The organism is Pseudoalteromonas sp. McH1-42, from assembly GCF_022347845.1.
GTDB lineage: Bacteria > Pseudomonadota > Gammaproteobacteria > Enterobacterales > Alteromonadaceae > Pseudoalteromonas > Pseudoalteromonas rubra_D.
The window spans coordinates 53,350-78,497 of record NZ_JAKRFU010000030.1; the positions used below are offsets into that span (position 1 = coordinate 53,350).

Below are 25,148 nucleotides of genomic sequence, written 5' to 3' on the forward strand. Positions count from 1 at the left end.
CTCCTTACTTGCTGGCCGCGTTTTGCCAGCCGGGGGCACGTTTTTCAAAAAAGGCACTCAGACCTTCCTGTCCTTCTTCGCTTACCCGGATTTCTGCGATCCGCTTTGCGGTGTGGGCTATCAGCGTGTCATCGATGGTGTGGCCTGCGACTTCATCGATCAATGCCTTAGCGCTTTTCACCGCCACAGGACCATTGTTCAACAGGGTTTCAATGAAGTGAGATTCAGCACCGGCTAAATCTTCGGCAACTTCATGGATGAGGCCCATGCTCAGCGCTTTGTCTGCAGTAAAGATTTCTGCACTGAGGAAATAACGGCGCGCCTGACGCTCACCAATGGCTCGGATCACATAAGGGCTAATAACAGCCGGGATAAGGCCAAGTTTCACTTCGCTCAGGCAGAATTTAGCATCTGGCGTCGCAACGGCGATGTCACAGCATGCGATTAAACCCAGCGCACCACCGAATGCGGCGCCCTGAACAAGGCAAACTGTGGGGTGTGGACTGTTTGCCAGCACCTTCATCAGTTTGGCCAGCTCCATGGAGTCTGCAACATTCTCGTCGTAGTTATTGCCAGCCATAGACTTCATCCAGGCCAGATCGGCACCAGCAGAGAAGTGTTTTCCGTTGGTTTTAAGTATAAGTGCACGAATATCCAATTCGTTGGCATACTCAATGCTTTTGATTAATTCAGCAATGACTTCGGCATTGAAGGCATTGTGTTTTTCCGGGCGGCTGAGTTCCAGCACGGCCACCTTACTTTTAGTGATATTTAAGGTTACTGTCATAGGGCCTCCTTACATCCGGAAAATGCCGAATTTTGAATCCTGCTCAGGTGCGTTGGCGGCCGCTTCAAGTGCCAGACCAAGTACAGTGCGTGTATCAGCAGGATCTATGATGCCATCATCCCACAAGCGCGCGCTGGCGTAGTAGGGGTGACCTTGTTTTTCATATTGCTCAACAATGGGTTTTTTGAACTCGGCGACTTCTTCGTCGCTCATTGACTGGCCTTTACGTGCCAGACCATCCTGACGAACCTGAGTCAGTACGCCCGCAGCCTGCTCACCACCCATGACTGAGATACGGGCGTTTGGCCACATCCACATCATAGTGGGTTCATAAGCGCGGCCGCACATGCCGTAGTTACCCGCGCCATAAGAGCCGCCGATCAGAACAGTAAATTTCGGTACGTCAGCACAAGACACGGCCGTAACCATCTTGGCACCGTGTTTGGCGATGCCTTCAGCTTCATACTTCTGACCGACCATAAAGCCGGTGATGTTTTGCAAGAATAGCAGCGGGATATTGCGCTGAGCACAAAGCTGTATAAAATGTGCGCCTTTTTGTGCAGACTCAGAGAATAAAATGCCGTTGTTGGCGACGATACCAACCGGGTGACCATAAATCTCTGCAAAGCCGGTCACCAGGGTTTCACCAAAGTAACGTTTGAATTCATCAAATTGTGAGTCGTCAACAATACGGGCAATGACTTCTCGTACGTCAAACGGTTTCTTTAAGTCAGTGCCCACGATGCCGTAGATTTCACCAATATCGTATCTTGGTGCTTTAAAATCTTTTAACACGGGGCGGACAGGACGTTGGTGGTTGAGGCGAGAAACACACTGGCGAGCGATAGACAGCGCGTGTTCGTCGTTTTCTGCGTAATGGTCAGCAACACCAGACACTTTACAGTGTACATCGGCACCACCCAGGTCCTCAGCACTCACTTCTTCACCGGTTGCCGCTTTTACGAGCGGGGGACCTGCGAGGAAAATCGTCCCTTGTTCCTTGACTATGATACTTTCATCGGCCATGGCGGGCACATAGGCACCACCGGCGGTACACAAGCCCATAACGACGGCAATTTGTGGGATGCCCTTAGCAGACATACGTGCCTGGTTATAGAAAATACGGCCAAAATGCAGCTTGTCCGGGAACACTTCATCCTGCTCTGGCAGGTTCGCACCGCCTGAGTCTACTAAATAGATGCAGGGTAGGTGACAACGTTCCGCGATTTCTTGTGCGCGAAGGTGCTTTTTCACTGTGAGTGGGAAATAGGTGCCGCCTTTGACTGTCGCATCGTTTGCGACAATCATGCACTCAATGCCTTTCACCCGGCCAATGCCAGCAACCACGCCAGCACAAGGGATGTCTTGTTCATATACGCCGTAGGCTGCGAATTGAGAAATTTCTAAAAAGGGAGAGCCTTCATCGAGCAAATGCTCGATTCTGTCGCGAACAAAGAGTTTGCCGCGACTCTGATGACGGGCGATCAGGGCTTCGCCGCCGCCCATTGATAATGTTGCGACCTTATCATTAAGATCGGCAACCAGAGACGCCATGGCGTCCTGGTTTGCCTTAAACTGCGGGTCATGACTATTAACATTTGAGTTTAGTACTGTCATGCTGCCTCCTTAGCGGCTCTCGGTGAACAGCTCGCGACCGATCAGCATACGGCGGATCTCAGAAGTACCGGCACCAATTTCATACAGTTTGGCATCACGCAATAAACGTCCGGTCGGATATTCGTTGATGTAGCCGTTGCCGCCAAGTAACTGGATTGCATCAAGTGCCATCTTGGTTGCCAGCTCTGCGGCATAAAGGATAACGCCAGCTGCATCTTTACGGGTTGTTTCGCCGCGGTCGCAGGCTTTGGCAACGGTATATACGTATGAGCGAGCCGCATTCATTTGTGTGTACATGTCAGCGATTTTGCCCTGTACAAGCTGGAACTCACCGATAGACTGATTGAACTGCTTCCGCTCGTGGATATAAGGCACAACTACATCCATACAGGCCTGCATTATTCCCAGTGGGCCACCGGCCAGTACAACGCGTTCATAATCCAGGCCGCTCATCAGGACCTTAACACCTTCATTATAGTTACCAAGAATGTTTTCTTCTGGCACTTCACAGTCTTCGAATACCAGTTCACAGGTGTTTGAACCACGCATGCCCAGTTTGTCGAGTTTCTGTGCGGTAGAGAACCCCGGGAAGTCACGCTCAACAATAAACGCCGTGATACCGCGTGGACCTGCGTCTAAGTCTGTTTTTGCATAGATGACGAATACATCGGCGTCGGGACCATTGGTGATCCACATCTTATTACCGTTCAGGATGAACTTATCGCCTTTTTTCTCCGCTTTGAGTTTCATGGAAACCACATCTGAGCCTGAGTTGGGTTCACTCATCGCCAGTGCACCTATGTGTTCACCTGAGATGAGTTTAGGCAGATATTTTTCTTTTTGTGCCTGATTACCATTGCGATTGATTTGGTTTACGCACAAGTTTGAATGGGCGCCATAGCTTAATCCGATTGAGGCGCTGGCACGGCTGATCTCTTCCATCGCGATAACGTGTTCCAGATAGCCCATGTTTGCACCACCAAATTCTTCCGGTACTGTGATGCCCAACAGGCCCATGTCACCAAACTTTGGCCACATTTCATTGGGGAACGCATTTTCTTCGTCGGTTTTTTCTGCCAGTGGGGCAATTTCACTGCTGGCAAAGCTGTTCACGTGGTCACGGATCATGTCCGCCGTTTCGCCCAGGCCAAAGTTAAGTTCTTTATAAAGTGATACTGTGCTCATCTGTAGTTATCCTGTGTGAGAGTTATTCTTGATTAAGCACTCGCCGCGACTCGCATTAAGTGCTACATTGCTCAATCACTATTCGTCTAAATTCTTTAAAGTATCCAGGCAGCGGCGTTCTGCTGTCACCAGCTCCATCAGGACAACTTTAATGTCGTCCATTTGCTGACTCAGATCGGCCTTTTTTTCTTCGATCAGTTGCAGCATAGTATGAAGCTGTTTGGCGCTTGATTTGTCAGCGTCGTAGAGCTCAAACAAGCGACCGGTTTCTGCCAGAGTAAAGCCTAAACGCTTGCCGCGCAGGATCAGTTTGAGGCGGACTTTGTCACGCTTTGAATAGATGCGGGTCTGGCCGTGACGATCAGGTGAAAGTAATCCCTGATCTTCATAAAACCGAATACTTCGGGTGGTAATATCAAACTCCTTGGCGAGTTCGCTGATTGAATAAGTTGGTTCTTGGTTGTCTTGCATCGTTTACGCACTTACATCAAAACTGATTTATCCAATATAAGTGAAGTTTACGTAAAGGTAAAGTATGGTGTTTGTTTCATCCGATAGTCGCATATCGAAGCCGCTCATACTGGTCTACTTTAGGTATTCGTTTAGCTTGCAGAAGACCCGCTGAGGCACTCCAGATCGTACGTCACAATGCAGTATAGTCGCTTGTTCAGGACTGACTGGCGAGGAGGACGACACATCGATCCCACACCAGTGGCAACCTCGATGTGCAACTTAACTTTACACTTTCAGAGATCGCAATTTGCTTGATTTTAGATTTACGTTGGCGTAAACGTAAATATTAGGTATGCTCGACGTAAGAGATTACTAAAAGCAAGCAACTTGCTTGTAAACAGGAGTTTTTTTAATGAGTAACGAAGCTGTTGTCATTGTCGCCGCAAAACGTACCCCTATGGGTGGATTTATGGGCAGCCTTTCAGGTGCCAGCGCTACTGATTTAGGTGCAACCGCAATTAAAGCGGTTATGGCCGAGACTGGTTTGTCAGATGCCAGCATTGATGAAGTCATTATGGGCTGTGTATTGCCGGCTGGATTAGGCCAGGCACCCGCACGTCAGGCTATGTTGCATGCGGGATTAGCTCGCTCAACAGGCGCAACCACCATCAATAAAGTGTGTGGCTCAGGCCTTAAAGCTGCGATGTTCGCGCATGACTTAATTAAAGCTGGCAGCATCAATAATGCCATCGCAGGTGGTATGGAGAGCATGACTAATGCGCCTTACTTTATCCCTAAAGCGCGTGGTGGTATGCGTATGGGTCATGGTGAAATCAAAGATCACATGATGGCGGATGGCCTTGAAGACGCCTACGACAATAAAGCTATGGGTTGCTTCGCACAAGATACGGCTGATGAGTACGGCATTACGCGTGACAATATGGATGAGTTTGCGCTTAGCTCTTTGAGTAAAGCCAATGCAGCCATCGAAAATGGCAGTTTCGACAATGAAGTTGCAGCACATGTGATTTCGACTCGCAAAGGTGATGTTGAAGTGGCGATTGATGAGCAGCCAGGTAATGCGCGTCCGGACAAGATCCCGTCACTGCGCCCGGCGTTCAAAAAAGACGGCACTATTACCGCAGCAAACTCTTCTTCTATTTCAGACGGTGCGGCAGCACTCGTGCTGATGAGTGAATCAGAAGCAAAGCGTCACGGTTTAACACCGCTGTGTAAAATTGCGGGTCATACAACGCATTCTCAAGCACCTGCCGAGTTTACAGTCGCACCAGTAGGTGCAATGAATAAACTGCTTGAACAAACTGGCTGGTCTAAAGATGACGTGGATCTGTGGGAAATCAACGAAGCATTTGCCATGGTGACTATGCTGGCAATCAGCGAGTTAGGCCTTGATCAAAGTAAAGTAAACGTGAACGGTGGTGCCTGTGCATTGGGTCACCCAATCGGAGCCAGCGGCGCGCGTATTCTGGTAACGCTTATTCATGCACTACGCAATCGTGGTTTGTCAAAAGGCATTGCCTCACTGTGTATTGGTGGTGGCGAAGCGGTGGCATTAGCCGTCGAAGTTTAAGTTAAGTATAGCGCCGCAACGACAATAATTAAGCGGCGCTTTTTCGTTTTATTTGGGGAGGAGTGCACATGCACCAGGTACCATTATACATCAACGGTGAATTTACCCAGTCTCAGTCTGACAAGTGGTTAGATGTCGTCAATCCGGCGAATCAGGAAGTTTTGGCGCAGGTGCCGTGTGCGACGCACGATGAAGTACAGGCTGCTATCACGTCAGCGCAAGAGGCATTCAAGACTTGGCGTAATGTGCCAGTAACTGAGCGTGCGCGCATTATGATGCGTTATGCTGCATTGCTCAAAGAGCACCAGGAAGAAATTGCGACCATTATCTGTCATGAACTTGGTAAGACCTTTGAAGATGCCAAGGGCGATGTATGGCGTGGTATTGAAGTTGTGGAGCAGGCTGCAAATGCACCGGCGCTGATGATGGGCGAAACGGTTGAGAACGTTGCCCGTAACATCGACACATATTCTTATATTCAACCGCTGGGTGTGTGTGCGGGTATTACGCCGTTCAACTTCCCGGCGATGATCCCACTGTGGATGTTCCCAATGGCGATTGTGTGTGGTAACACATTCGTATTAAAGCCATCTGAGCAAGACCCTCTGACGCCAATGCGTCTGGTAGAGCTGTTCGAAGAAGCAGGCGCACCAAAAGGGGTTCTGCAAGTTGTACACGGTGCAAAAGAGCAGGTTGACCAAATCCTGACAGCGCCTGAAGTACGCGCAATTTCTTTTGTTGGCTCATGCGGTGTAGGGTCTTATATCTACAGTAAAGGCACTGAGAACCTGAAACGTGTTCAGGCCTGTGTAGGCGCGAAAAACCATATGGTGATCATGCCAGATGCCAGCCGCGAGCAAACCATTAACAACCTGGTGGGTGCATCTGTGGGGGCAGCGGGTCAGCGTTGCATGGGTATCTCCGTAGCGGTCTTCGTTGGTAAGTCCAAAGAGTGGATCGACGACTTAAAGGCCGGCCTTGAAAAAGTACGCCCGGGTGTGTGGAACGACCCAGAAGCGGCTTATGGCCCGCAAACCTCGGCTCAGGCCAAGGCACGTATTTTATCACTGATCGAAAGTGGTAAACAACAAGGTGCAACGTGTTTGCTAGATGGCTCAGACTTTACGGTTGAAGGCTATGAAAATGGCAACTGGGTTGGCCCAACGCTGTTCACTGATGTGACTCCAGAGATGGATATCTACAAGCAAGAGATTTTTGGCCCGGTACTAAACTGCGTCTGTGTTGATACGCTGGAAGAAGCCATTACGCTGGTTAATAACAGCCCATATGGTAACGGTACGTCCTTGTTCACTGCGAGTGGTGCTGCGGCACGTAAGTTCCAGCATGAAATCGAAGTCGGTCAGGTGGGGATCAATATTCCAATTCCTGTGCCATTGCCGTTCTTCTCATTCACCGGCTGGAAAAACTCTTTTTATGGTGATCAGCATACCTATGGTAAGCAAGGTGTGCGTTTCTACACCGAAACCAAGACCATCACATCGCGTTGGTTTGCTGATGAGGCCGTAACCGGCCCTAACATGAGCATTAACCTGCGATAACACCAATCAGTTACCCTTTCAGGCCCGGCTTTAGCCCGGGCCTTTCGTAGTAATACCTGAGACTCAGGTACATAAGAATAACGCCGGGCAGAATCGTCACTTCGCCCGACATGACAACAAGTGAGGTCTTTTATGGACTTTAATCTCAACGAAGATCAACAGGCATTCGCCGAAACCGCATATCAGTTTGCTATGAGTGAACTGGCACCCCATGCAGCTGAATGGGATCAGAAACACATTTTCCCTAAAGACGTTATCAAAAAAGCCGGTGAGCTGGGTTTTTGTGGCTTATACACACCGGAAGAAGCGGGTGGTCTGGGTCTGTCGCGTCTTGATTCAAGCATTATTTTTGAGCAATTGTCGATGGGCTGTACGGCAACCACGGCGATGCTGACTATACACAACATGGCGACCTGGATGATCGCCAGCTTCGCAACCGATGCGGTCAAAGAGCAATACATGGACCAGTTGGTGATGGGGGAGCTACTGGCTTCTTACTGCCTGACTGAACCTGGCTCGGGCTCTGATGCGGCGTCTTTGAAAACGAAAGCCGTGCTGGAAGGCGATGAGTATGTTCTGAATGGCTCGAAAATGTTTATCTCTGGTGCGGGTGAGACCGATGTGCTGGTTGTGATGGCCCGAACAGGTGAAGACGGTCCGAAAGGCATTTCGGCCTTTGTTGTTCCGGCAGATGCCGAGGGTGTCATCTATGGTAAAGCAGAAGAAAAAATGGGCTGGAACGCTCAGCCAACTCGTCTGGTTACATTTGAAGATGTACGCATTCCTGCAGCCAACCTGATGGGCAAAGAAGGCGAAGGGTTTAAGTTTGCCATGCAAGGCTTGGACGGTGGGCGTATCAACATTGCGACTTGTTCTATCGGCACTGCACAACAGGCGTTGAATACAGCCAAAGAATATATGCAGGAGCGTCAGCAATTTGGTAAGCCTCTGGCGGCTTTCCAGGCACTTCAATTTAAGATTGCCGACATGAACACAGAACTGGTTGCAGCGCGTCAGATGGTGCGCCTGGCAGCCTTTAAACTAGACAGCAACGACAGTGAAAAAACCACTTATTGTGCCATGGCAAAGCGCTTTGCCACCGATGTCGGTACTAAAGTTTGTGATGATGCATTACAAATTCATGGTGGTTATGGCTACATCAAAGAATACCCACTAGAGCGCCACCTGCGTGATGTACGCGTTCATCAAATCCTGGAAGGCACCAATGAGATCATGCGGGTGATCATTGCACGCCGAATTTTAGCCGAAGGCGCAGCAAGCGTATTGTAAAGGAGCATCATTATGTCAGCACAATTGAAACTCGAAAAACAAGGTCACATCGCGATAGTTACTATGTCGAACCCACCGGCTAACACCTGGACTCGCGACACTCTGGTAGGCCTCAAAGAGCTGGTGATCGAGCTTAATGCCGATAAAAATATTTATTCATTGGTGATCACCGGGGAAGGTGAAAAGTTCTTCTCAGCGGGCGCCGACCTGAATGTGTTTGCCGATGGCGACAAAGGCGTTGCGGCGGATATGTCTCGCGTATTTGGTGAAGCATTTGAAACGCTGAGTGATTTCCGCGGTGTGTCTATTGCGGCCATTAATGGCTTTGCGATGGGCGGTGGCCTGGAAGTCGCACTGGCCTGTGATATTCGTATTGCAGAAGCGCAGGCGCAAATGGCACTGCCAGAAGCTAAAGTGGGCTTACTGCCTTGTGCCGGTGGCACACAAAACCTATCCTGGCTGGTAGGTGAAGGCTGGGCTAAGCGCATGATTCTGTGTGGTGAACGCCTCAAAGCGGATAAAGCGCGGGAGATTGGACTGGTTGAAGAAGTGGTTGAGCAGGGCAAAGCGCTCGAAGCTGCGCTTGAGCTGGCCAAGAAAGTTGAAGACCAAAGCCCAGTGGCCGTTACCGCCTGTAAAGCTCTGATCCAAAAAGGTCGTACAGGCACCATCAACAGTGCTTTGCCGCTTGAGCGAGAACTGTTTGTGACTCTGTTCGACACACAAGATCAGAAAGAGGGCGTGAATGCCTTCCTGGAAAAACGTAAAGCAAACTGGGTGAATGGCTAATGGTTGAATTACAGTTACTGAACCAGGCAGATGCCCCTGTGGTATTTGAGTTGGCGCACTGTAATAACGGCATGAAGGTGGCAGTGGCCACCCTTAATGCGCCAAAAGCACTCAATGCACTTAACCTGGAAATGATCCGCCTGCTCGAACCACAGCTCAAAGTGTGGGCTGAAGACGAGCAGGTAGCTATGGTATTGCTCAAAGGCGCGGGAGAGAAAGCGTTCTGTGCCGGTGGTGATGTGGTTAGCCTCTACAATGCAATGGCAGCGGAAGATGGTAATAATCATCTGGAAGTCTTCTTTGCTGAGGAATATCGCCTTGATTATCACATCCATAATTATGATAAACCGATCTTGCTGTGGGGCAATGGCATTATCATGGGTGGTGGCCTGGGCTTGATGGCCGGAGCCAGTCATCGTGTGGTGACTGAATCATCACGTATCGCTATGCCGGAGATCACCATTGGTTTATATCCGGATGTGGGCGGCAGCTATTTCCTCAACAAAATGCCGGCCGGTGTGGGCTTATTCCTGGGCCTGACTGGCGCGTCTATCAATGCCACTGATGCCAAATTTGTTGGTCTGGCGGATCATTATATGGACGGTGAGCGGCTGGATATGCTGCTGCACAACCTCAGTGAAGTCAACTGGGGTAAGACCAACGTACTCAATCATGAGAAATTGACTCAGCTACTTATTTCCCTCGATGAAGCGTCGCACATTCCGCCGCGCAGCGAAATCAAGCCGCTGGCTGAGTCTTTTGCTAAATTGGCTGAGCTAGACACGCTGGATGCCCAGGTTGAGCACATTCTGGCCCTCGACAGCGCAGAGAATAAATGGCTGAGCAAAGCGCAAAAAGCGTTAAAACATGGTTCTCCGCTCAGTGCCGTGTTGATCCAGGCACAACTAAATCGTGCCGAAGGGTTGTCACTCAAAGATTGCTTTCAACGCGAGCTGGCAATGTCGGTGCGTTGTGGTGAAGTGGGCGAGTTCCGTGAAGGTGTGCGTGCGCTGTTGATTGACAAAGACGGACAACCTCAATGGCAGTTTAAGACCATTGCTGACGTAGACAGCAAAGTGATAGACAGCTTTTTTGCACCACGCTGGGAAGAGAGCACGCATCCCCTGGCTGATCTGTAAGGAATAAACATATGGCAAAGATTGGATTTATTGGTTTAGGAAATATGGGTGGCCCAATGGCTGCCAATTTGGTGAAAGCCGGGCACCAGGTCACTGTGTTTGATCTCAGTACTGAAGCAGTGGCACACCTTGTATCTTTGGGGGCTGTGGCGGCAGACAAAGTCTCTGATGTGTGCTCTGGTGCCGATTTTGTCGTGAGTATGCTACCTGCCAGCAAGCATGTGCGGATGATTTATACTGGCGAAGATGGCTTAATCAACTATCTTGAAAAGTCGACGTTGGTAATCGACTGCTCAACCATAGATGCAGAATCAGCGCAGTTTGTTGGTAGTGCCCTGACTGACGCTGGCATTGCATTTGTTGATGCACCTGTTTCAGGTGGTGTCGCAGGTGCTGCCGCGGGTACATTGACTTTTATCGTTGGCGGTAATGACGAAGACTTCAATAAAGCGCAAACCGTGCTTAACGACATGGGGAAGAATATTTTCCATGCCGGAGCTGTGGGGGCAGGCCAGGTCGCTAAGATCTGTAATAATATGCTGCTATCAATACTCATGGCAGGCACTAGTGAGGCACTGCAAATGGGCGTTGACCACGGCCTTGATCCAAAAGTATTGAGTGAGATTATGCTCAACAGCTCGGGTCGCAACTGGACACTGGAGTTATATAACCCATGTCCGGACGTATTAGAGAATGTGCCTTCGTCAAATGGGTATAAACCTGGATTTATGGTTGATTTGATGGCCAAAGATCTGGGACTGGCGATGCAGGCGGCACAGCAAACAAACTCGGCTACGCCGATGGGGGCACTGGCAAAAAATCTCTACAACCTGATGCAGAATCAGGGCAGTGGCAGTGAAGATTTTAGTGCTATTTTTAAACTCTATTCACAAAAGCAGTAACAGAAGCAGGGTTGAAATATCATGGATATAAAGAATAAAGCGGTGGTGATCACCGGTGGTGCGCAGGGCCTGGGCTTTGCGATGGCAACGGAACTGGCAAAAATGGGTGCCAAGCTGGCACTGATTGATATGCAGGAAGAACAGCTGCAAGAAGCAGCTACAGAGCTTAGAGCACTGGATGTTGAAGTAAAAACCTATGTGGCGAACGTAAGCCTGGAAAGTGACGTTGAGCAAGTGTTTAACGACATAGTCGCAGATCTCGGTAAGATCTCGGTGCTGGTTAACAACGCAGGCATTTTGCGTGATGGCCTGTTATTAAAAGCCAAAGACGGAGAAGTGACTGACAAGATGTCACTGCAACAGTTCCAGTCTGTATTAGATGTTAACTTAACCGGGGTATTCCTGTGTGGTCGTGAAGCGGCAACTAAGATGGTAGAAGGCCAGGAAGGCGGCGTTATCATTAATATGTCGAGTGTCGCACGGGCAGGTAACATGGGCCAGACCAACTACTCAGCCGCCAAAGCGGGTGTTGTTGCGATGACAACGTCCTGGGCTAAAGAACTTGGTCGCTATGGTATTCGTGTCGGTGCAATCGCACCTGGTGTGATCCGCACACAGATGACAGACGCAATGAAACCAGAAGCCAAAGAGCGACTGTTGAAGATGAAACCCGTTGGTCGTCTGGGTGAAGCGGGCGAGATAGCCCACACAGCGAAATACATCATTGAGAATGACTTTTTCACTGGTCGTGTAGTAGAAATTGACGGCGGGATCAGACTCTGATAAATTAATACTTAAGTATCGGTTTGCTTTTATTTTTGTCCTAAAACCAATACAAAAGAATTCGCATACTTATGTTCCTTTATCTTCGAAAGAAGAAAGTGTGTTGAATCAAGCGGCAGGCCACGCATACCTGCCGCTTTTTAGTTTCTGCTGTTTATGCGGATTCTCCATAGCTTTTTTCTCAGGCGTTCTGCCTTCTTCTTGTTAACCATCATCCCACTCTGTACCTCGATAGTCTTTATGAAATACTTCATTATTTGTTGAATGCCGTAGATTATTAATAATTAAACATTTACTTAAAATGGGAACATCATATAATTCATGCTCTTAACATTTGTTGCTTTTGCAAATAAGGAGTAGGATTTTGCAATTTAATGTTTATCAGGCTGTGGCAGCATGTGCAATTCCCTTGGTTCTGGCAGGTTGTTCCGGTGGATCGGATGATGGAAAATCTAATGCTGACTCAGGGATAGCGGGTAAAGTTGCCGTTACACAAAAATACAGCGTAACAACAAGCGTTTCTGGCGAAGGCCGTATAAAGCCGAGTTCGCTGCAGCTATTAGCAAACCAAACCGGTTCATTTGAACTTACTCCAGCCGAGGGGTTTGAAGTTGGACAGGTTTCGGGTTGTGAAGGAGCGCTCAACAATGGCACCTATACATTGGCTCCTGTACAGCAGGACTGTACTATTGAAGCCAGTTTTAACCCTATAGTGTACAAAGTGAGTGTTGACGTAACAGGTGAGGGGAGTGTCAGCCCCGAACAAGTCGAGGTTGCATATGGGCATCAGGCTACTTTTACAATAACACCAGCTCAGCGCTATCAGCTTGAGAGCATCACAGGTTGTGATGGCGTCTTACAAGGTGGTCAGTATGTGACGCAGGCTTTAACCGCCGCTTGTACATTGAATGTGCGTTTTGTTGCTGAGACCACCATAGCTGATAATGACACGCTGGATGACGGACTTAAAAGCTGCCTTATTGAGCAGGGATATACATACCCGGACGAGGTCAGTGAATTAGTCTGTAATGAAAAAGGCATAAAGTCTCTCGATGGGATTGAGCTATTTACTTCTTTGACTTCACTGAATGTCGAAAGTAATGAGATAGAAACCCTGGATATCTCAGCACTGCGTGCCTTAACGTCACTGTCCGCCAGATATAATCAGCTGAAACAGCTTGATGTGTCTGCTCTGACCAATCTTCGGGAACTTAAGGTATCCCACAACCAGTTAAGTAGCCTGGACTTGTCTGGTAACGCACAGCTGCGTGTATTGTTCGCCAGCAATAACTTATTAACCGAGATCGATCTCACACCTGTGACTGAGCTGACTGACTTATCACTGGGTATGAACCCTTTTACAGAGACAGTGGCGTTTTCTCATCTGAAAGGTTTATCCTATCTTTCTATCAGCACTGCTGAGACAGTAACTGAGCTTGATTTGAGTCAGCACCTGGAGCTCAGACAAGTGTGGATCGCAGGTGAGGCCCTCAAAACCTTGAATGTAACAGGCCTGACTCAGCTTGAATCGTTGAGAGTGAATAACACCAGCCTAAGTACGATTGATGTGAGCACTAATCTTAACCTGACCGATTTGTATTTTTGGAGCAATCCAATTTCACGCATTGACGTCTCTATGCTCGGCAAGCTGGAAGGGTTTACCGTGGGAGACGCGCAGCTGACCGATATTAATGTGTCAAACAACCCCAAGCTTACTTCTCTTCAGCTAAGTGACAATCAGCTCAAAACGCTCGATGTCAGTGCACTCACTGAGCTTCGATACTTGCAAATGGCATACAATCAGCTTACGGAGCTGGATGTATCCAAGAACAGCAAACTTGAAGAACTACTCTTAAGAGAAAATGACCTGCGGCATCTTGATCTGTTGAACAATGCCAACCTGGCGGTATTAAGTCTGGCCGGGAATGATCTGCGTCAAATAGATCTTGCTCATACGCCTATATTGAGGGAACTGGACGCAGGTCATAATCCTCTGTTAAGTATTGACGTGAAAGGATTAGCAAAATTAGAAAAACTGTCAGTAAGCCATACAGATATCAGAAAGTTGGATATTTCAGGTAATCCATTGCTGAGCGAATTAAGTGTTTACGGATTGCGCTTTCTAGACAAGCTAGATCTGTCAAATAATCCACTGTTAGCGCAATTAAATGCTAGGAGTACAGATCTAATTACACTGGATTTATCTGGCAACCAGTCGCTGGTATCGCTAAAAATTTCGGGGCAACAGCTACGGTCGCTGGATGTTAGTATGCTGAGTGAACTCAAAGAACTTGCCCTGGGCGGCAGTAGCTTAGCGGAATTGGACGTTTCTAATAATACCAAGTTGGAATCATTGTACCTTTCATATACCGGAATTACTGAACTGAACTTATCCAATAATAGGTTAATGAAATCACTGATTATTTATCAAAATGCTTTGAGTCCGATAAATGTTAGTCACATGCATGGGTTAGAGGAACTGATCTTGTCAGGTTTTGAACAAGTCGGGCTTGACTTGTCAGCGAACGTTTTGCTGAAACTTCTCGTCGTGGATGACCTGAGCCTCAATTCGCTCGATGTAGCCCGACTCAAACAGCTTACTTTTTTAAATGTGACAGGCAATCAACTTAGCACACTCAATTTATCGGGCAACACGCATCTGACTGAGTTGCGCGTGGTCGATGATACGTTAGAGCAGCTGGATATCAGTTCTTTATCTTTGTTGAAATCGTTGATGATTTCGTCTCACCTGATCGAAGAAATAGACGCAACTGAGTCAGCCCAGCTGGAGTCTTTAGAGGTATCCAGTGGGTTGACTGACGCCCAGGTTTTAAACAGGTTTACAAATTTGACTTCTCTTACATTGAATCAGCCTGAGGTTGAGTCACTAGATACATCTGTGTTTACAAAACTGATCAGCTTAAGCGTTTATGAGGGGAATCTGAGAGAAGTTAACTTATCTGCCAATACTGAACTTGAAACTTTGGGTATAGAAAATACCGATTTAGGCTCTCTGAAGCTCACAGCACACCCAAAGCTCTGGCAAATTTATGGCAGAGACAACCAGATAGCAGAGATTGATTTGTCGGGTGCACCGTCATTGAGCGACGTGCATTTATGGAATAATCAGATAAAGGATTTGGATATCAGTCATTTGAAGTCGCTTCAATATTTGGATTTACAGAACAACCCCTTGTCAGAACTAAAGTCCGGACATCATTCTCAATTGCATGGCTTGCAATTGGGAAGAACTAACATAACACACTTGGCCCCATTAGGTTCAGATCAGCTATCGTTGTTGACCCTCGCTGGTAGCCCGATAACAGATGTTGATTTGACTGGTTATAAGTCACTGAAGGAGCTGAATCTGGAAGAAACCGCAATCACTTCGCTTGATGTGTCGCAGAACATCAGGCTAACTACATTACTGGCGGGTGATACCGAGCTGACTGAGCTAGATGTCACCAATAACCCTGATATAACTTGGCTGACGATAGATGATGATGTTATCTGTACCGGTATGGTGTGTCAGTATCGGCAGGTGCCATTTGGCTCTGTGATTGGAACGAATAGCCAACAGCCAGTTCAGGCGACAAAGGCTGGCGAAAAAATGAATCAGCACTTTGAACTAATGCTGCGTGACGGAAAAACGCAGCGTGAATTTGTGGAACCTAATATGCCAGCGCATCGCAGTCATTTGCACTAGCGAGTTACAACAAGAGAAAGCACTAAGTTGCTTTCTCTCTTCCCTAAAAAGAGACAGCATTATTTAGTTGTTTGTTAAGAGCTTCGGCCCTGAAGATCAATTAGCGAAGTGGTGCTAATACATTCCTTTAAATGGTTTAAACGTGTCCCCGAAGTGAAAATGACCTTCTCAGAAGTGACAAAAATAACTTAGTCATTTTTATTTGCCGCTGCTAGAGTAAACAACAAGGTTTGTCTGTTGCGTGTTGTAAGGACATGGTGTGATTGACTTTGTTGCGACGTTTATTTTCTTTTTTGCCGTTATCGATCCGATCGGGACTGTGCCTGTATTCATTGCCGTCACTCGTGGCTACGATGCTGCGGCAAAGCGTAAGATAGCCATGATTGCCAGCTTAGTTGCTGCTGTTTTACTGGTCTTTTTTGCGATTGCCGGAGAGCTTCTGCTTACAGCGATGGGCATACCTTTGCCGGCGTTTCAGATAGCCGGTGGTATTGTGCTGTTCCTGTTCGCATTGTCGATGATTTTTGGTGAAAGTAAACCAGACGAAGAAGTGAAATTAGTCCGGGATCACCATGAAACCGCAATCTTTCCGCTTGCAGTCCCGTCCATAGCCAGTCCTGGTGCCATACTGGCGTGTGTACTGCTAACAGAAAATGCCCGATTTAATTTGTTCGAGCAGGTACAAACCGTGGCGATGATGTTGGCGGTTATTTTGCTGACTTTACTGTTGATGTTGGTCGCTAGCAGTATCCACAAAGTAATAGGTAATGCCGGTGCCAGTGTAATAAGCCGTGTGATGGGGCTGATACTGGCGTCCGTGGCTGTGACCAATGCGCTGGCAGGTTTTGTGAGTTACTTTGATAAGTAATGCCAATCCAGATGAAGACATACCCAATTTGAGAGACTTCCTCTCTTTAAGAGCAACTTATGGGGATTGGTATAATAGTTCGCTGGAAAAGCAGCCAGTTGGCTGCTAAACCATAAAGAGGGTTATTGGCTGGATTGCTGGTTACGCTCAGCCCAGGCTTTATTCACTGAGCGGCGCCACAGAAAGTCGATAACAAAGAAGCCCAAAATCGCGGCCATACAGGCGCAGATCAGCGAGCCGAGCATAAATGCGGGTCCTATGGTTGAGAGGCTCTCGACCAGCCAGTTCCAGCTGGCTTCAAAGTGAAACGGTTGCTCCTCCTGGCCCAAAGCGAACGCACCTACCTGATAAGATGCATAGAAAATAGGGGGCATAGTAAGGGGATTAGTGATCCATACCAACGCGATGGAAAGTGGCAAATTGACTCTGAAAGGAATCGCCAGGGCGGCTGCAAGGACCATTTGAAAAGGAACAGGGATGAAAGCGAAGAACAGGCCGACGGAGAAGGCCCCTCGCGCCGAGCGGCGATTTAAATGCCAAAGGTTTGCGTCATGTAACAAGCTGCCGAATATTTTCAGCGACTTTTGCTGTTTGATCTTATTGTGATCGGGTAGAAACCTTTGGATCGTCTTCTTTGGCATGTTAATCAACCATTTACATCAATATTGATCTGCTGCGGCCTGATCAGCGGGTGCCTGATCTCAGTATTCTATCTGGGTCAGTGGCAGTGGTTCGTCTGCTCAGGCGTGCTCCTTTTTCTCTGCGGGTATTTTAAGGCTTTTTCGAGTGTTTTGGCAGGTTTTATTTTAGGTATTTTTGTGACGATTTGTCACTATTGGTTGGTTTATGCGCCACCAATTGCTGAAAAAGTCTTAGAGCAGGAAATCGCAGTGGCCGGTGTCGTGAGTAAAGTGATGGGTGCAAGTGCGCGACCTTATGTCACGCTGGAGCTGAAACAATTGGGTCAATATCAAGTACCCTGGTACCGTAATATACGGGTCAATGCCTCGTTGAGCGGTGAACTGCCTGGTGAGTTAAATGAGGTTGTTCTGTCCGGAACCGCCGTTCTTAAGCCATTTCGTAGTCGAAAGAATTTTTCGGTATTTGATGCCGAGCTTTATGCTTTTCGTAGCCAGATATTTTACAAAGGCCGGGTCGTCGTATCTGAGGTGATAGTTAATGAAGATAAATCCTGGCGAGCGGCATATCGAGATTGGGTGGCGGGTGCGTTCGATGGCTTACATTTTGGTTGGTTCTATTATGTGTTGCTAACAGGCGATAAAAGCGCCATTGCGCAAGCGGACAAAGACCATTTTAAATCTCTGGGCCTGAGTCACTTGCTGGCTATTTCTGGTTTGCATGTAGCCATTGTTTTTGCATTGAGTTTTGCTCTTTGTAAGCTCTGTTTGTTGTTTATGTGGCCACGTTTATCTCAATGGCACAACTATCAGCTGGGCTACTTTATTTTTGCGCTAGGACTCAGTGGCGGGTATGTATGGCTAAGTGGATTGCAGGTGTCCGCGCAGCGTGCCTGGTTGATGGCTTTGCTGGGGGCATGTTGCTTTTTGTTTGCCCGGCAGCTCAGCCCCGCAAGAGTCTTGTTGTATGCATTAGCCGTTATCCTGATTGCGAATCCTTTTGCGGTACTTAACCTGGGCCTGTATTTTTCATTTCTGGCTGTTGTGACGATCTTTTTCGTGTTTCGAACTGTAATGCAGGGATCAGAGCGTGCGCCCAAAGTTAAGCTTTTGTGTTATTTGCAATGCGCGCTATTTGTTGCGTTGTTGCCTCTCACTCTCTATTCCTATCATGGGTTTAGTGCGAGCAGTATTTTGGTTAACCTGCTGGTTGTGCCTGTGTTGACTATGGTGATATTTCCGCTTTTGTTGTTGCACGTACTTGCTGCGTTGATCATGGACATGACTCTGTTGGGCCCATTGGATGCACTTTTGCATTCTGTGTATCATTGGGCAAATTCCTTTCCATATCACTGGCAGTCGACTGGGACCGTGAGCATTGAGTTGGTGACGTTAGGCTACCTGACACTGCTCCTATGCACGTGTGCCGTAACTCGGATATTTGCCTGGATCCCATTGTCTGCTGGGGTGATATTTAGCGTGCTTGAGCGTCCTCCCGACTGGCAGGTGGATGTCTTTGATGTTGGCCATGGCACTGCGGTATTGGTATCAACGCAGGGTAAAGGTATTTTGATTGACTTGGGTGCCAGTTATTTTTCTCGTTATTCATTGTTTGACAATGTGATCAAGCCTTACCTTGAGGCGCGTCGTATTGGATTACTGCATACAGTGATAAGCCATGATGACAGCGACCATAATGGCGGTTTAGCAGATTTATACCGTTATGATGGTGGCCGCTCGCTTGAGCAGTTTCATGGAGGAGATGGCAAGGCGCTGTGTACAATACAAATGGTGACAATAGACAATTTAACTATCGAGTCGCTCTGGCCGATAGCACCGATGAACACTGACAACAATAACTCCTGTGTGATCAGGGTTAGTGATGGTAATACCCACCTGTTATTGCCCGGGGATATAGAACAGCTGGCTGAGCATGAATTGCTGGCATTAAAAGGTGAAAAAATCCCTGCAGATATTCTGATAGCACCACATCACGGCAGCAACACGTCGTCCAGCATGGCGTTTGTCTCTGCTGTTGCTCCGAGGTGGGTGGTGTTCTCACGCGGATATTACTCACCATGGCGCTTGCCGCACGAGGAGGTTGTTAAGCGTTATCAGTCAATCAACAGTCGTATGCTGGATACGGCCATAAAAGGTCAGATACGATTCAAAGTAACCGGGACAAAAGTCCAATTAGAAACCGCCCGGGACAGGAAAAGTTTTTGGTTCTTAAGATAATGCATTCAGTTTTGCCATCAGTACCGCTACAATACGCGGGTTATGACGTACCAGAGAGACACTATGCAACAATCCGCCAAGCAGATCTACAAGCGGCTTCTGAGTTACACCTTCGATTTTAAAGTGCCCGCCTTGTTTGCCATTATTGGCATGCTCGGTTACGCCGCAATGGACGCACTCTTTGTTCAGTTGATGCAGCCTTTTATCGATGATGGTCTGACAGAGCGCAACGCCGAAGTGTTAAAAATGGCACCCATTGTGGTGGTGCTACTGGTTATTGGACGGGGTATTTTCAATTACATGGCATCATACTGTCTGAGCTATGTGGGCTCTCAGGTGGTCAGAAAGCTACGTCAGTCCTTGTTTGAGCATATGTTATTTTTACCTGTCAGTTTTCATGATCAACACTCTAATGGCGAAATGATCTCGAAAATCACGTTTGATACTGAACAGGTTCAACAAGCCGTAACCCGAGCTTTGCAGGTGATGATCCGTGAAGGGGCCTTCGTGCTGTTTCTGCTGGTGGTGATGTTCAATGCCAGCTGGCAGTTGTCTTTGATATTCTTAGTCGTCATTCCCATTGTCGGCGTGATTGTTAATCTGGTCTCTAAGCGTTTTCGCAAGATCTCAAAAAACATTCAGGATGCCATGGGAGAGGTGACTCGAAGCTCTGAGCAAATGCTGGCGGGGCATAAAGTGATCCATGGTTTCGGTGGCCAGGATAAAGAGATTACTCACTTTGCCGATGTCAACAATCGCAACCGTCAGCAAAGGGTGAAGATGGATGCAACCAGGGCGCTGAGCGTTTCCGTGATCCAAATTATTGCAGCCAGCGCGATGGCGTTGATACTCGCTATTATCGCGATGCCAGAAATGATCGACACGATTTCGTCGGGTACCTTTGTGTCTTTGACCACGTCGATGATGATGATGCTCAGACCGCTCAAGCAGCTGGCTAATGTGAATAGCGATTTACAGCGGGGGATTGCTGCTGCCACCAGTATTTTTGAAATTCTGGACAAAGAGCAGGAAAAGAATACAGGCGAGCTCGAAGCGGATAGCGTGAAAGGCGAGCTGGCAGTTTCTGGCGTGACATTCCATTATCCGGGCAAAGACGAGGCCGTTATAAAATCCTTATCTTTGCAAATTCCGGCAGGTCAGAGTATCGCGCTGGTGGGGCGCAGTGGCTCGGGCAAATCGACGCTGTCCAACCTGTTACCACGTTTTTATGACTGGGATGAAGGAGAGATCACCCTAGATGGGGTGAAACTTCAAGACTACACTTTGCCATCACTGCGTAAACAGTTCGCGCTGGTGTCACAACAGGTGGTGTTGTTCAACGATACCATCGCTAATAACATTATGTATGGTCTGGAGCGCCCCTATACCCAGGAGGAGCTGGAGCAGGTGGCGAAACAGGCGCATGTCTGGGAATTTGTCAAAGACTTGCCAGAGGGTTTAAATACTATGGTGGGTGAAAACGGCGTCATGCTTTCCGGTGGTCAGCGTCAACGCATCGCTATCGCCCGTGCAATTGTTAAAAATGCTCCCATTCTGATATTGGATGAAGCAACTTCTGCATTGGATACTGAGTCAGAGCGGTTAATTCAGCAAGCGCTCGACAACCTGATGAAAGATAAAACCTCTATTGTGATCGCACATCGCTTGTCGACCATTGAGCAATCAGACTGCATCTATGTGCTCGATCAGGGGCGCATTGTCGAGCAAGGCAAGCATCAGGCATTGCTGGAGCACAAGGGGATTTATGCTGCTTTGTGTCAGATGCAGTACGGTGAGCAGGCATGAATCGCTTAGAGCGCAGCTGGTATAAGCCCTTGGGGCTGATAAATATCTTATTGTTGCCTTTGTCAGGTGTATTTTGGTTGCTGAGTTCACTGCGCAGGGTGCTGTTTAAGCTCGGCCTTAAAGGTGTCTATAAAGCGCCCGTGCCGGTGATCATCGTTGGCAATATCGGCATAGGTGGCAACGGCAAAACGCCGTTTGTTTTGTGGCTGGTGCCATATCTTGAAGCTTTGGGTCTCAAAGTCGCGGTGATCAGCCGTGGCTATGGTGCACATCCCCCCAGCCTGCCATATCGAGTGACAGATAGCAGCAGCGCCAAAGAAGCAGGTGACGAGCCTTTATTGATATACAAGCGATTAGGCTGCCCGGTGATGATAGGTGGCGATCGCCAGGCGAGTATTGAACTGCTGATGCGCAAAGATAAACCGGATATTATCGTCAGTGACGATGGCCTGCAGCACTATCAGTTGGCCCGGGATATTGAGATTTGCATCGTTGATGCGCAGCGCCGCTTTGGCAACACTCTGTTACTACCGGCTGGTCCATTACGTGAAACGCCGAGCCGCCTGAAGCACACTGACTTGGTCGTCTATAATGGAAAATCAGAAGGGGTAGGCTATGAGTTGGTAAGCAGTGGCTATTTCAGTGTCCGCGATAATCAGGCAATTGAACAAATAGCTGAGCAGGGCATTGCTGTGAGTGCTATTGGCAATCCACAACGCTTTGAACAGTCATTGCGTTCAGATGGTGTTGAGCTCCTTGATACATTACATTTTGCCGACCACCACGCTTACAGCGAGTCAGACTTTGCGACCTGCGAACACCTGGCTGTATTTATGACCGAAAAAGACGCAGTAAAATGCCAGTCATTCGGTAAAGAAAATTGGTATTATTTAAAAGTAGACGCACAGCCAAGTGCTGAACTTACACAACAACTTAATTCGTTATTAAAACAAAAAGGGATAGTCAACCATGGCCTTTGACACTAAATTACTCGAGATTATTGCCTGTCCGGTTTGCAAAGGAAAACTGAGATTTGACAAAGACAATCAGGAGCTGATCAGCACAGCTGCTAAACTGGCTTACCCGGTAAGAAACGACATTCCAGTACTACTGGAAAATGAAGCGCGCGAATTATCGCTCGAAGAGGTCGAAAAGTGGAATTCATAGTCGTTATTCCTGCGCGTTACGCTTCAACCCGCCTGCCGGGCAAACCACTGGCTGACATTTGTGGTAAGCCTATGATCCAACATGTTTATGAGCAGGCCCAGAAATCTGGTGCTAAAGCCGTTTATATTGCGACTGACAATGCGCAGGTGTTTGAGCGCGCTCAAGCTTTTACTAAAAACGTATTGATGACGCGAGAAGATCATCAGTCGGGGACAGAGCGTCTTGCTGAGGTGGTTGAGCAGCTGGGACTGGCTGACGACACGTTGGTGGTTAATGTTCAGGGTGATGAGCCTTTACTGGCGCCGGAAAATATCACTCAGGTCGCTACATTGCTGCATGAGGCGCAGGAAGCACCAATGGCGACACTCAGTGTGGACGTTACGGATGTTCAAGAAGTGTTGAATCCGAATGCGGTCAAAGTGGTTCAGGACGCCCACCACAATGCCCTGTATTTTTCACGGGCTTCTATCCCGTTTCAGCGCGACAGCATGATGACGCTGGATGAGAGCAAAGTTCCACTGGCGCATTTTCAACGCCATGTGGGTATCTATGCCTATCGTGCCGGTTTCATTAAAACCTATCTGGCTTTACCGGTTTCTCCCCTCGAAGGTCAAGAGTCGCTAGAGCAGTTACGCGTGCTGTATCACGGTTATCGTATCAAAATTGCCAAGGCTTGCCGTCCAGTTTATGCCGGGGTTGATACACCAGAAGATTTAAAGCGTGTCGTAGAGTATCTTAATGGCACCCTTTGAGGTCATTGTCAGCCACCCGGACTTTGTGGTGGCGCTTAAGCCCGCCGGGGTGAGTTTTCACAGTGAGCAGGAAAGCGGTTTTGTTGCTTTATTAGCTGAGCAGCTCAGCGAGCAGCTTTACCCGGTGCACCGACTCGATAAGGTGACTTCCGGTCTACTGGTACTGGCTCGCTCCAGTCAGGCCGCAGCCAGGCTGACTGAGCTGTTTACCAGTCGGGCCGTGGATAAGTTCTACCTGGCTCTGATTGACAGTAAACCTAAAAAGAAGCAAGGCTGGGTCAAAGGCGATATGGCTAAGTCGCGACGTGGGACTTATAAGTTATTAACGAGTAATGACAATCCGGCCATCACGCGCTTTTACAGTGCCAGCATAGCCCCGGGTCTGAGAGCCTGTTTACTCAAGCCTTACAGTGGCAAAACCCATCAGTTGCGGGTGGCGCTAAAAAGCCTGTCTGCACCTATTCTGGGCGATGTCAGCTATGGGGGGAGTGAGGCCGACAGGGTCTATCTGCATGCCTACTGTTTAAGTTTTGAGTGGGATAACGAAAGAATGACGTTTTATGCTTTGCCACAAGGCGGGGCACGGTTTGCTGAACTGGCAGACACAGAAGTAATGCAAAGCTGGGCGCAGCCCGGAAAGTTAGAGTGGTAATATGACGCAAGATACATCTTTAAGGTTTGGTGGCATTGGCCGCTTGTATGGTAATACAGAATTGACCTGGCTTGGCGAAGCCAGCTTCTGTGTGATAGGTATTGGCGGTGTTGGCAGCTGGGTAGCCGAATCACTGGCGCGAACCGGCATAGGTAAAATTACCCTCATTGATCTAGATGATATCTGTGTCACAAATGTCAATCGCCAGCTGCATGCAAAAACTGAGACCATAGGCCAGCCTAAAGTCGAAGCCATGCAGGCGCGTTGTCAGTCCATCAACCCGGATTGTCAGGTCGATGTGATAGATGATTTTATCACGCTGGATAACATTAAAACGCATATCCAGGGTTTTGATTATGTTATTGACTGCATTGATGCCGTCAAAGAAAAAGCCGCTCTAATCGCTCACTGTAAGCGACAAAAAATTCCAGTGATCACCACTGGCGGTGCAGGTGGTCAGACTGATCCGAGCCAGATTTGCTATGGGGATGTGGCCAAAACGACACACGACCCTTTGCTTGCAAAAGTCCGATATCTGCTGCGCAAGCAATATAATTTTACAACTAACCCGAAACGCAAGTTTGCTGTTGATTGTGTGTATTCAACAGAGCAATTGGTTTACCCAACTGGTGATGGTAGCGTCTGTAAGGCCAAACAAATGGCTGATGGCAGTAAGAATATGGACTGTGCGACCGGGTTCGGCTCTGCAACTATGGTCACGGGCAGTTTTGGCTTTTTTGCTGCGGCAAAAGCGATCCGTAAGTATCTGGACAAGCGGGCGAGGGAAGTTGGTTAATTCGCAATGGGTTATTCAGGTGCTATTACAGCACCTGAAGTTGTTGATGAATACGTTCCACAATCGCACGAACGCCATTACCACGAGAAGGGCTCAGGTGCTTGATAAGGCCAAGAGTGTTAAATAATTCATAGCCATCAACTTTCTTTGCTTCTTCTGGTAACTGGTTGTTATAGCAAGCAAGAATAATCGCAAGTAAGCCTTTCACTATACGTGTGTCGGAATCGGCGATGAGGACCAGCCTCTGTTGTTGCTCATCCAGATCCAGGTGCAACCAAACTTTACTTTCACAACCTTTCACCAGAGCAGCTTCCGTTTTAAGCGCATCAGGCATCGCTGGAAGTGCTTTGCCCAATAGCATGATTTCGCGATATTTGCCCTGCCAGGCGCTGTGCTGAGCAAGGGTCTGCTCTATGTGTGATAAGTCCAT

Annotated in this window: 22 protein-coding genes; 16 read left to right on the forward strand and 6 right to left on the reverse strand. The window is 48.2% G+C overall.

From position 1 onward, the window contains the following. Window positions 1–4: 4 nt before the first annotated feature. The 4 genes from MHN31_RS21360 to MHN31_RS21375 form a co-directional block, all read right to left on the reverse strand. A complete protein-coding gene (locus MHN31_RS21360; protein ID WP_194867417.1) occupies window positions 5–787 on the reverse strand; it encodes an enoyl-CoA hydratase/isomerase family protein in 783 nt (260 codons plus the stop codon). A gap of 9 nt (window positions 788–796) precedes the next feature. Further along, entirely contained in the window at window positions 797–2,404 is a 1,608-nt protein-coding gene (locus MHN31_RS21365) for a carboxyl transferase domain-containing protein (RefSeq protein WP_010381513.1), read from the reverse strand. A 9-nt stretch (window positions 2,405–2,413) separates the two neighbouring features. Further along, entirely contained in the window at window positions 2,414–3,589 is a 1,176-nt protein-coding gene (locus MHN31_RS21370; RefSeq protein WP_010381512.1) for an isovaleryl-CoA dehydrogenase, read from the reverse strand. Between the two features lie 78 nt (window positions 3,590–3,667). Next, entirely contained in the window at window positions 3,668–4,060 is a 393-nt protein-coding gene (locus tag MHN31_RS21375; RefSeq protein ID WP_010381509.1) for a MerR family DNA-binding transcriptional regulator, read from the reverse strand. Between the two features lie 394 nt (window positions 4,061–4,454). On the opposite strand from MHN31_RS21375, the gene MHN31_RS21380 reads away from it, so the two are divergent. The 9 genes from MHN31_RS21380 to MHN31_RS21420 all read left to right on the forward strand — a co-directional run bounded on the left by MHN31_RS21380 (window position 4,455) and on the right by MHN31_RS21420 (window position 16,669). Then, the gene (locus MHN31_RS21380) at window positions 4,455–5,633 is read left to right on the forward strand and encodes an acetyl-CoA C-acyltransferase (protein WP_010381507.1); all 1,179 of its coding nucleotides are present in this window, start codon (window positions 4,455–4,457) and stop codon (window positions 5,631–5,633) included. Window positions 5,634–5,701: 68 nt separating this feature from the next. After that, the gene (locus MHN31_RS21385) at window positions 5,702–7,192 is read left to right on the forward strand and encodes a CoA-acylating methylmalonate-semialdehyde dehydrogenase (RefSeq protein ID WP_049866069.1); all 1,491 of its coding nucleotides are present in this window, start codon (window positions 5,702–5,704) and stop codon (window positions 7,190–7,192) included. 132 nt (window positions 7,193–7,324) lie between these two features. Continuing rightward, entirely contained in the window at window positions 7,325–8,482 is a 1,158-nt protein-coding gene (locus MHN31_RS21390) for an acyl-CoA dehydrogenase family protein (RefSeq protein ID WP_058795628.1), read from the forward strand. Window positions 8,483–8,494: 12 nt separating this feature from the next. Continuing rightward, window positions 8,495–9,271, forward strand: coding sequence for an enoyl-CoA hydratase (locus tag MHN31_RS21395; RefSeq protein WP_239445271.1), 777 nt, complete (start codon window positions 8,495–8,497; stop codon window positions 9,269–9,271). Further along, window positions 9,271–10,410 carry an enoyl-CoA hydratase/isomerase family protein gene (locus tag MHN31_RS21400; protein ID WP_239445272.1) on the forward strand — a complete coding sequence of 380 codons (1,140 nt, stop codon included), beginning with the start codon at window positions 9,271–9,273 and terminating at the stop codon, window positions 10,408–10,410. The genes MHN31_RS21395 and MHN31_RS21400 overlap by 1 nt, the downstream gene beginning before the upstream one ends. Window positions 10,411–10,421: 11 nt before the next feature. Continuing rightward, complete coding sequence (mmsB, locus tag MHN31_RS21405; protein WP_239445273.1) at window positions 10,422–11,312, forward strand: 3-hydroxyisobutyrate dehydrogenase; 891 nt, start codon at window positions 10,422–10,424, stop codon at window positions 11,310–11,312. 21 nt (window positions 11,313–11,333) lie between these two features. Continuing rightward, window positions 11,334–12,095: an SDR family oxidoreductase gene (locus MHN31_RS21410; protein ID WP_049866073.1), complete on the forward strand. Its 762-nt coding sequence runs from the start codon at window positions 11,334–11,336 to the stop codon at window positions 12,093–12,095. A gap of 364 nt (window positions 12,096–12,459) precedes the next feature. Further along, complete coding sequence (locus tag MHN31_RS21415; RefSeq protein ID WP_239445274.1) at window positions 12,460–15,801, forward strand: leucine-rich repeat domain-containing protein; 3,342 nt, start codon at window positions 12,460–12,462, stop codon at window positions 15,799–15,801. A gap of 259 nt (window positions 15,802–16,060) precedes the next feature. Next, window positions 16,061–16,669 carry a MarC family protein gene (locus tag MHN31_RS21420; protein ID WP_010381499.1) on the forward strand — a complete coding sequence of 203 codons (609 nt, stop codon included), beginning with the start codon at window positions 16,061–16,063 and terminating at the stop codon, window positions 16,667–16,669. A 122-nt stretch (window positions 16,670–16,791) separates the two neighbouring features. On the opposite strand, the gene MHN31_RS21425 is transcribed toward MHN31_RS21420, so the two are convergent. Next, window positions 16,792–17,310, reverse strand: coding sequence for a DUF2062 domain-containing protein (locus tag MHN31_RS21425; protein WP_125564265.1), 519 nt, complete (start codon window positions 17,308–17,310; stop codon window positions 16,792–16,794). Between the two features lie 24 nt (window positions 17,311–17,334). Between MHN31_RS21425 and MHN31_RS21430 the strand changes: the two genes are divergently transcribed. The 7 genes from MHN31_RS21430 to tcdA all read left to right on the forward strand — a co-directional run bounded on the left by MHN31_RS21430 (window position 17,335) and on the right by tcdA (window position 24,718). Further along, complete coding sequence (locus tag MHN31_RS21430) at window positions 17,335–19,545, forward strand: DNA internalization-related competence protein ComEC/Rec2 (protein WP_275446878.1); 2,211 nt, start codon at window positions 17,335–17,337, stop codon at window positions 19,543–19,545. A gap of 63 nt (window positions 19,546–19,608) precedes the next feature. Continuing rightward, window positions 19,609–21,351, forward strand: coding sequence for a lipid A export permease/ATP-binding protein MsbA (msbA, locus tag MHN31_RS21435; protein WP_239445275.1), 1,743 nt, complete (start codon window positions 19,609–19,611; stop codon window positions 21,349–21,351). After that, window positions 21,348–22,331 carry a tetraacyldisaccharide 4'-kinase gene (gene lpxK, locus MHN31_RS21440; RefSeq protein WP_239445276.1) on the forward strand — a complete coding sequence of 328 codons (984 nt, stop codon included), beginning with the start codon at window positions 21,348–21,350 and terminating at the stop codon, window positions 22,329–22,331. The genes msbA and lpxK overlap by 4 nt, the downstream gene beginning before the upstream one ends. Next, window positions 22,321–22,518, forward strand: coding sequence for a Trm112 family protein (locus tag MHN31_RS21445; protein WP_010381495.1), 198 nt, complete (start codon window positions 22,321–22,323; stop codon window positions 22,516–22,518). Before lpxK ends, MHN31_RS21445 begins: the two co-directional genes overlap by 11 nt. After that, window positions 22,506–23,270, forward strand: a complete 765-nt coding sequence (gene kdsB, locus MHN31_RS21450) for a 3-deoxy-manno-octulosonate cytidylyltransferase (protein WP_239445277.1) — start codon at window positions 22,506–22,508, stop codon at window positions 23,268–23,270. Before MHN31_RS21445 ends, kdsB begins: the two co-directional genes overlap by 13 nt. Beyond that, complete coding sequence (locus tag MHN31_RS21455) at window positions 23,257–23,922, forward strand: TIGR01621 family pseudouridine synthase (protein ID WP_239445278.1); 666 nt, start codon at window positions 23,257–23,259, stop codon at window positions 23,920–23,922. Before kdsB ends, MHN31_RS21455 begins: the two co-directional genes overlap by 14 nt. Before the next feature lies 1 nt (window position 23,923). Continuing rightward, the gene (gene tcdA, locus MHN31_RS21460; RefSeq protein ID WP_125564276.1) at window positions 23,924–24,718 is read left to right on the forward strand and encodes a tRNA cyclic N6-threonylcarbamoyladenosine(37) synthase TcdA; all 795 of its coding nucleotides are present in this window, start codon (window positions 23,924–23,926) and stop codon (window positions 24,716–24,718) included. 25 nt (window positions 24,719–24,743) lie between these two features. Here the strand turns inward: tcdA and MHN31_RS21465 are convergent, their stop codons facing one another. After that, window positions 24,744–25,148: a SufE family protein gene (locus MHN31_RS21465; protein ID WP_138536446.1), complete on the reverse strand. Its 405-nt coding sequence runs from the start codon at window positions 25,146–25,148 to the stop codon at window positions 24,744–24,746.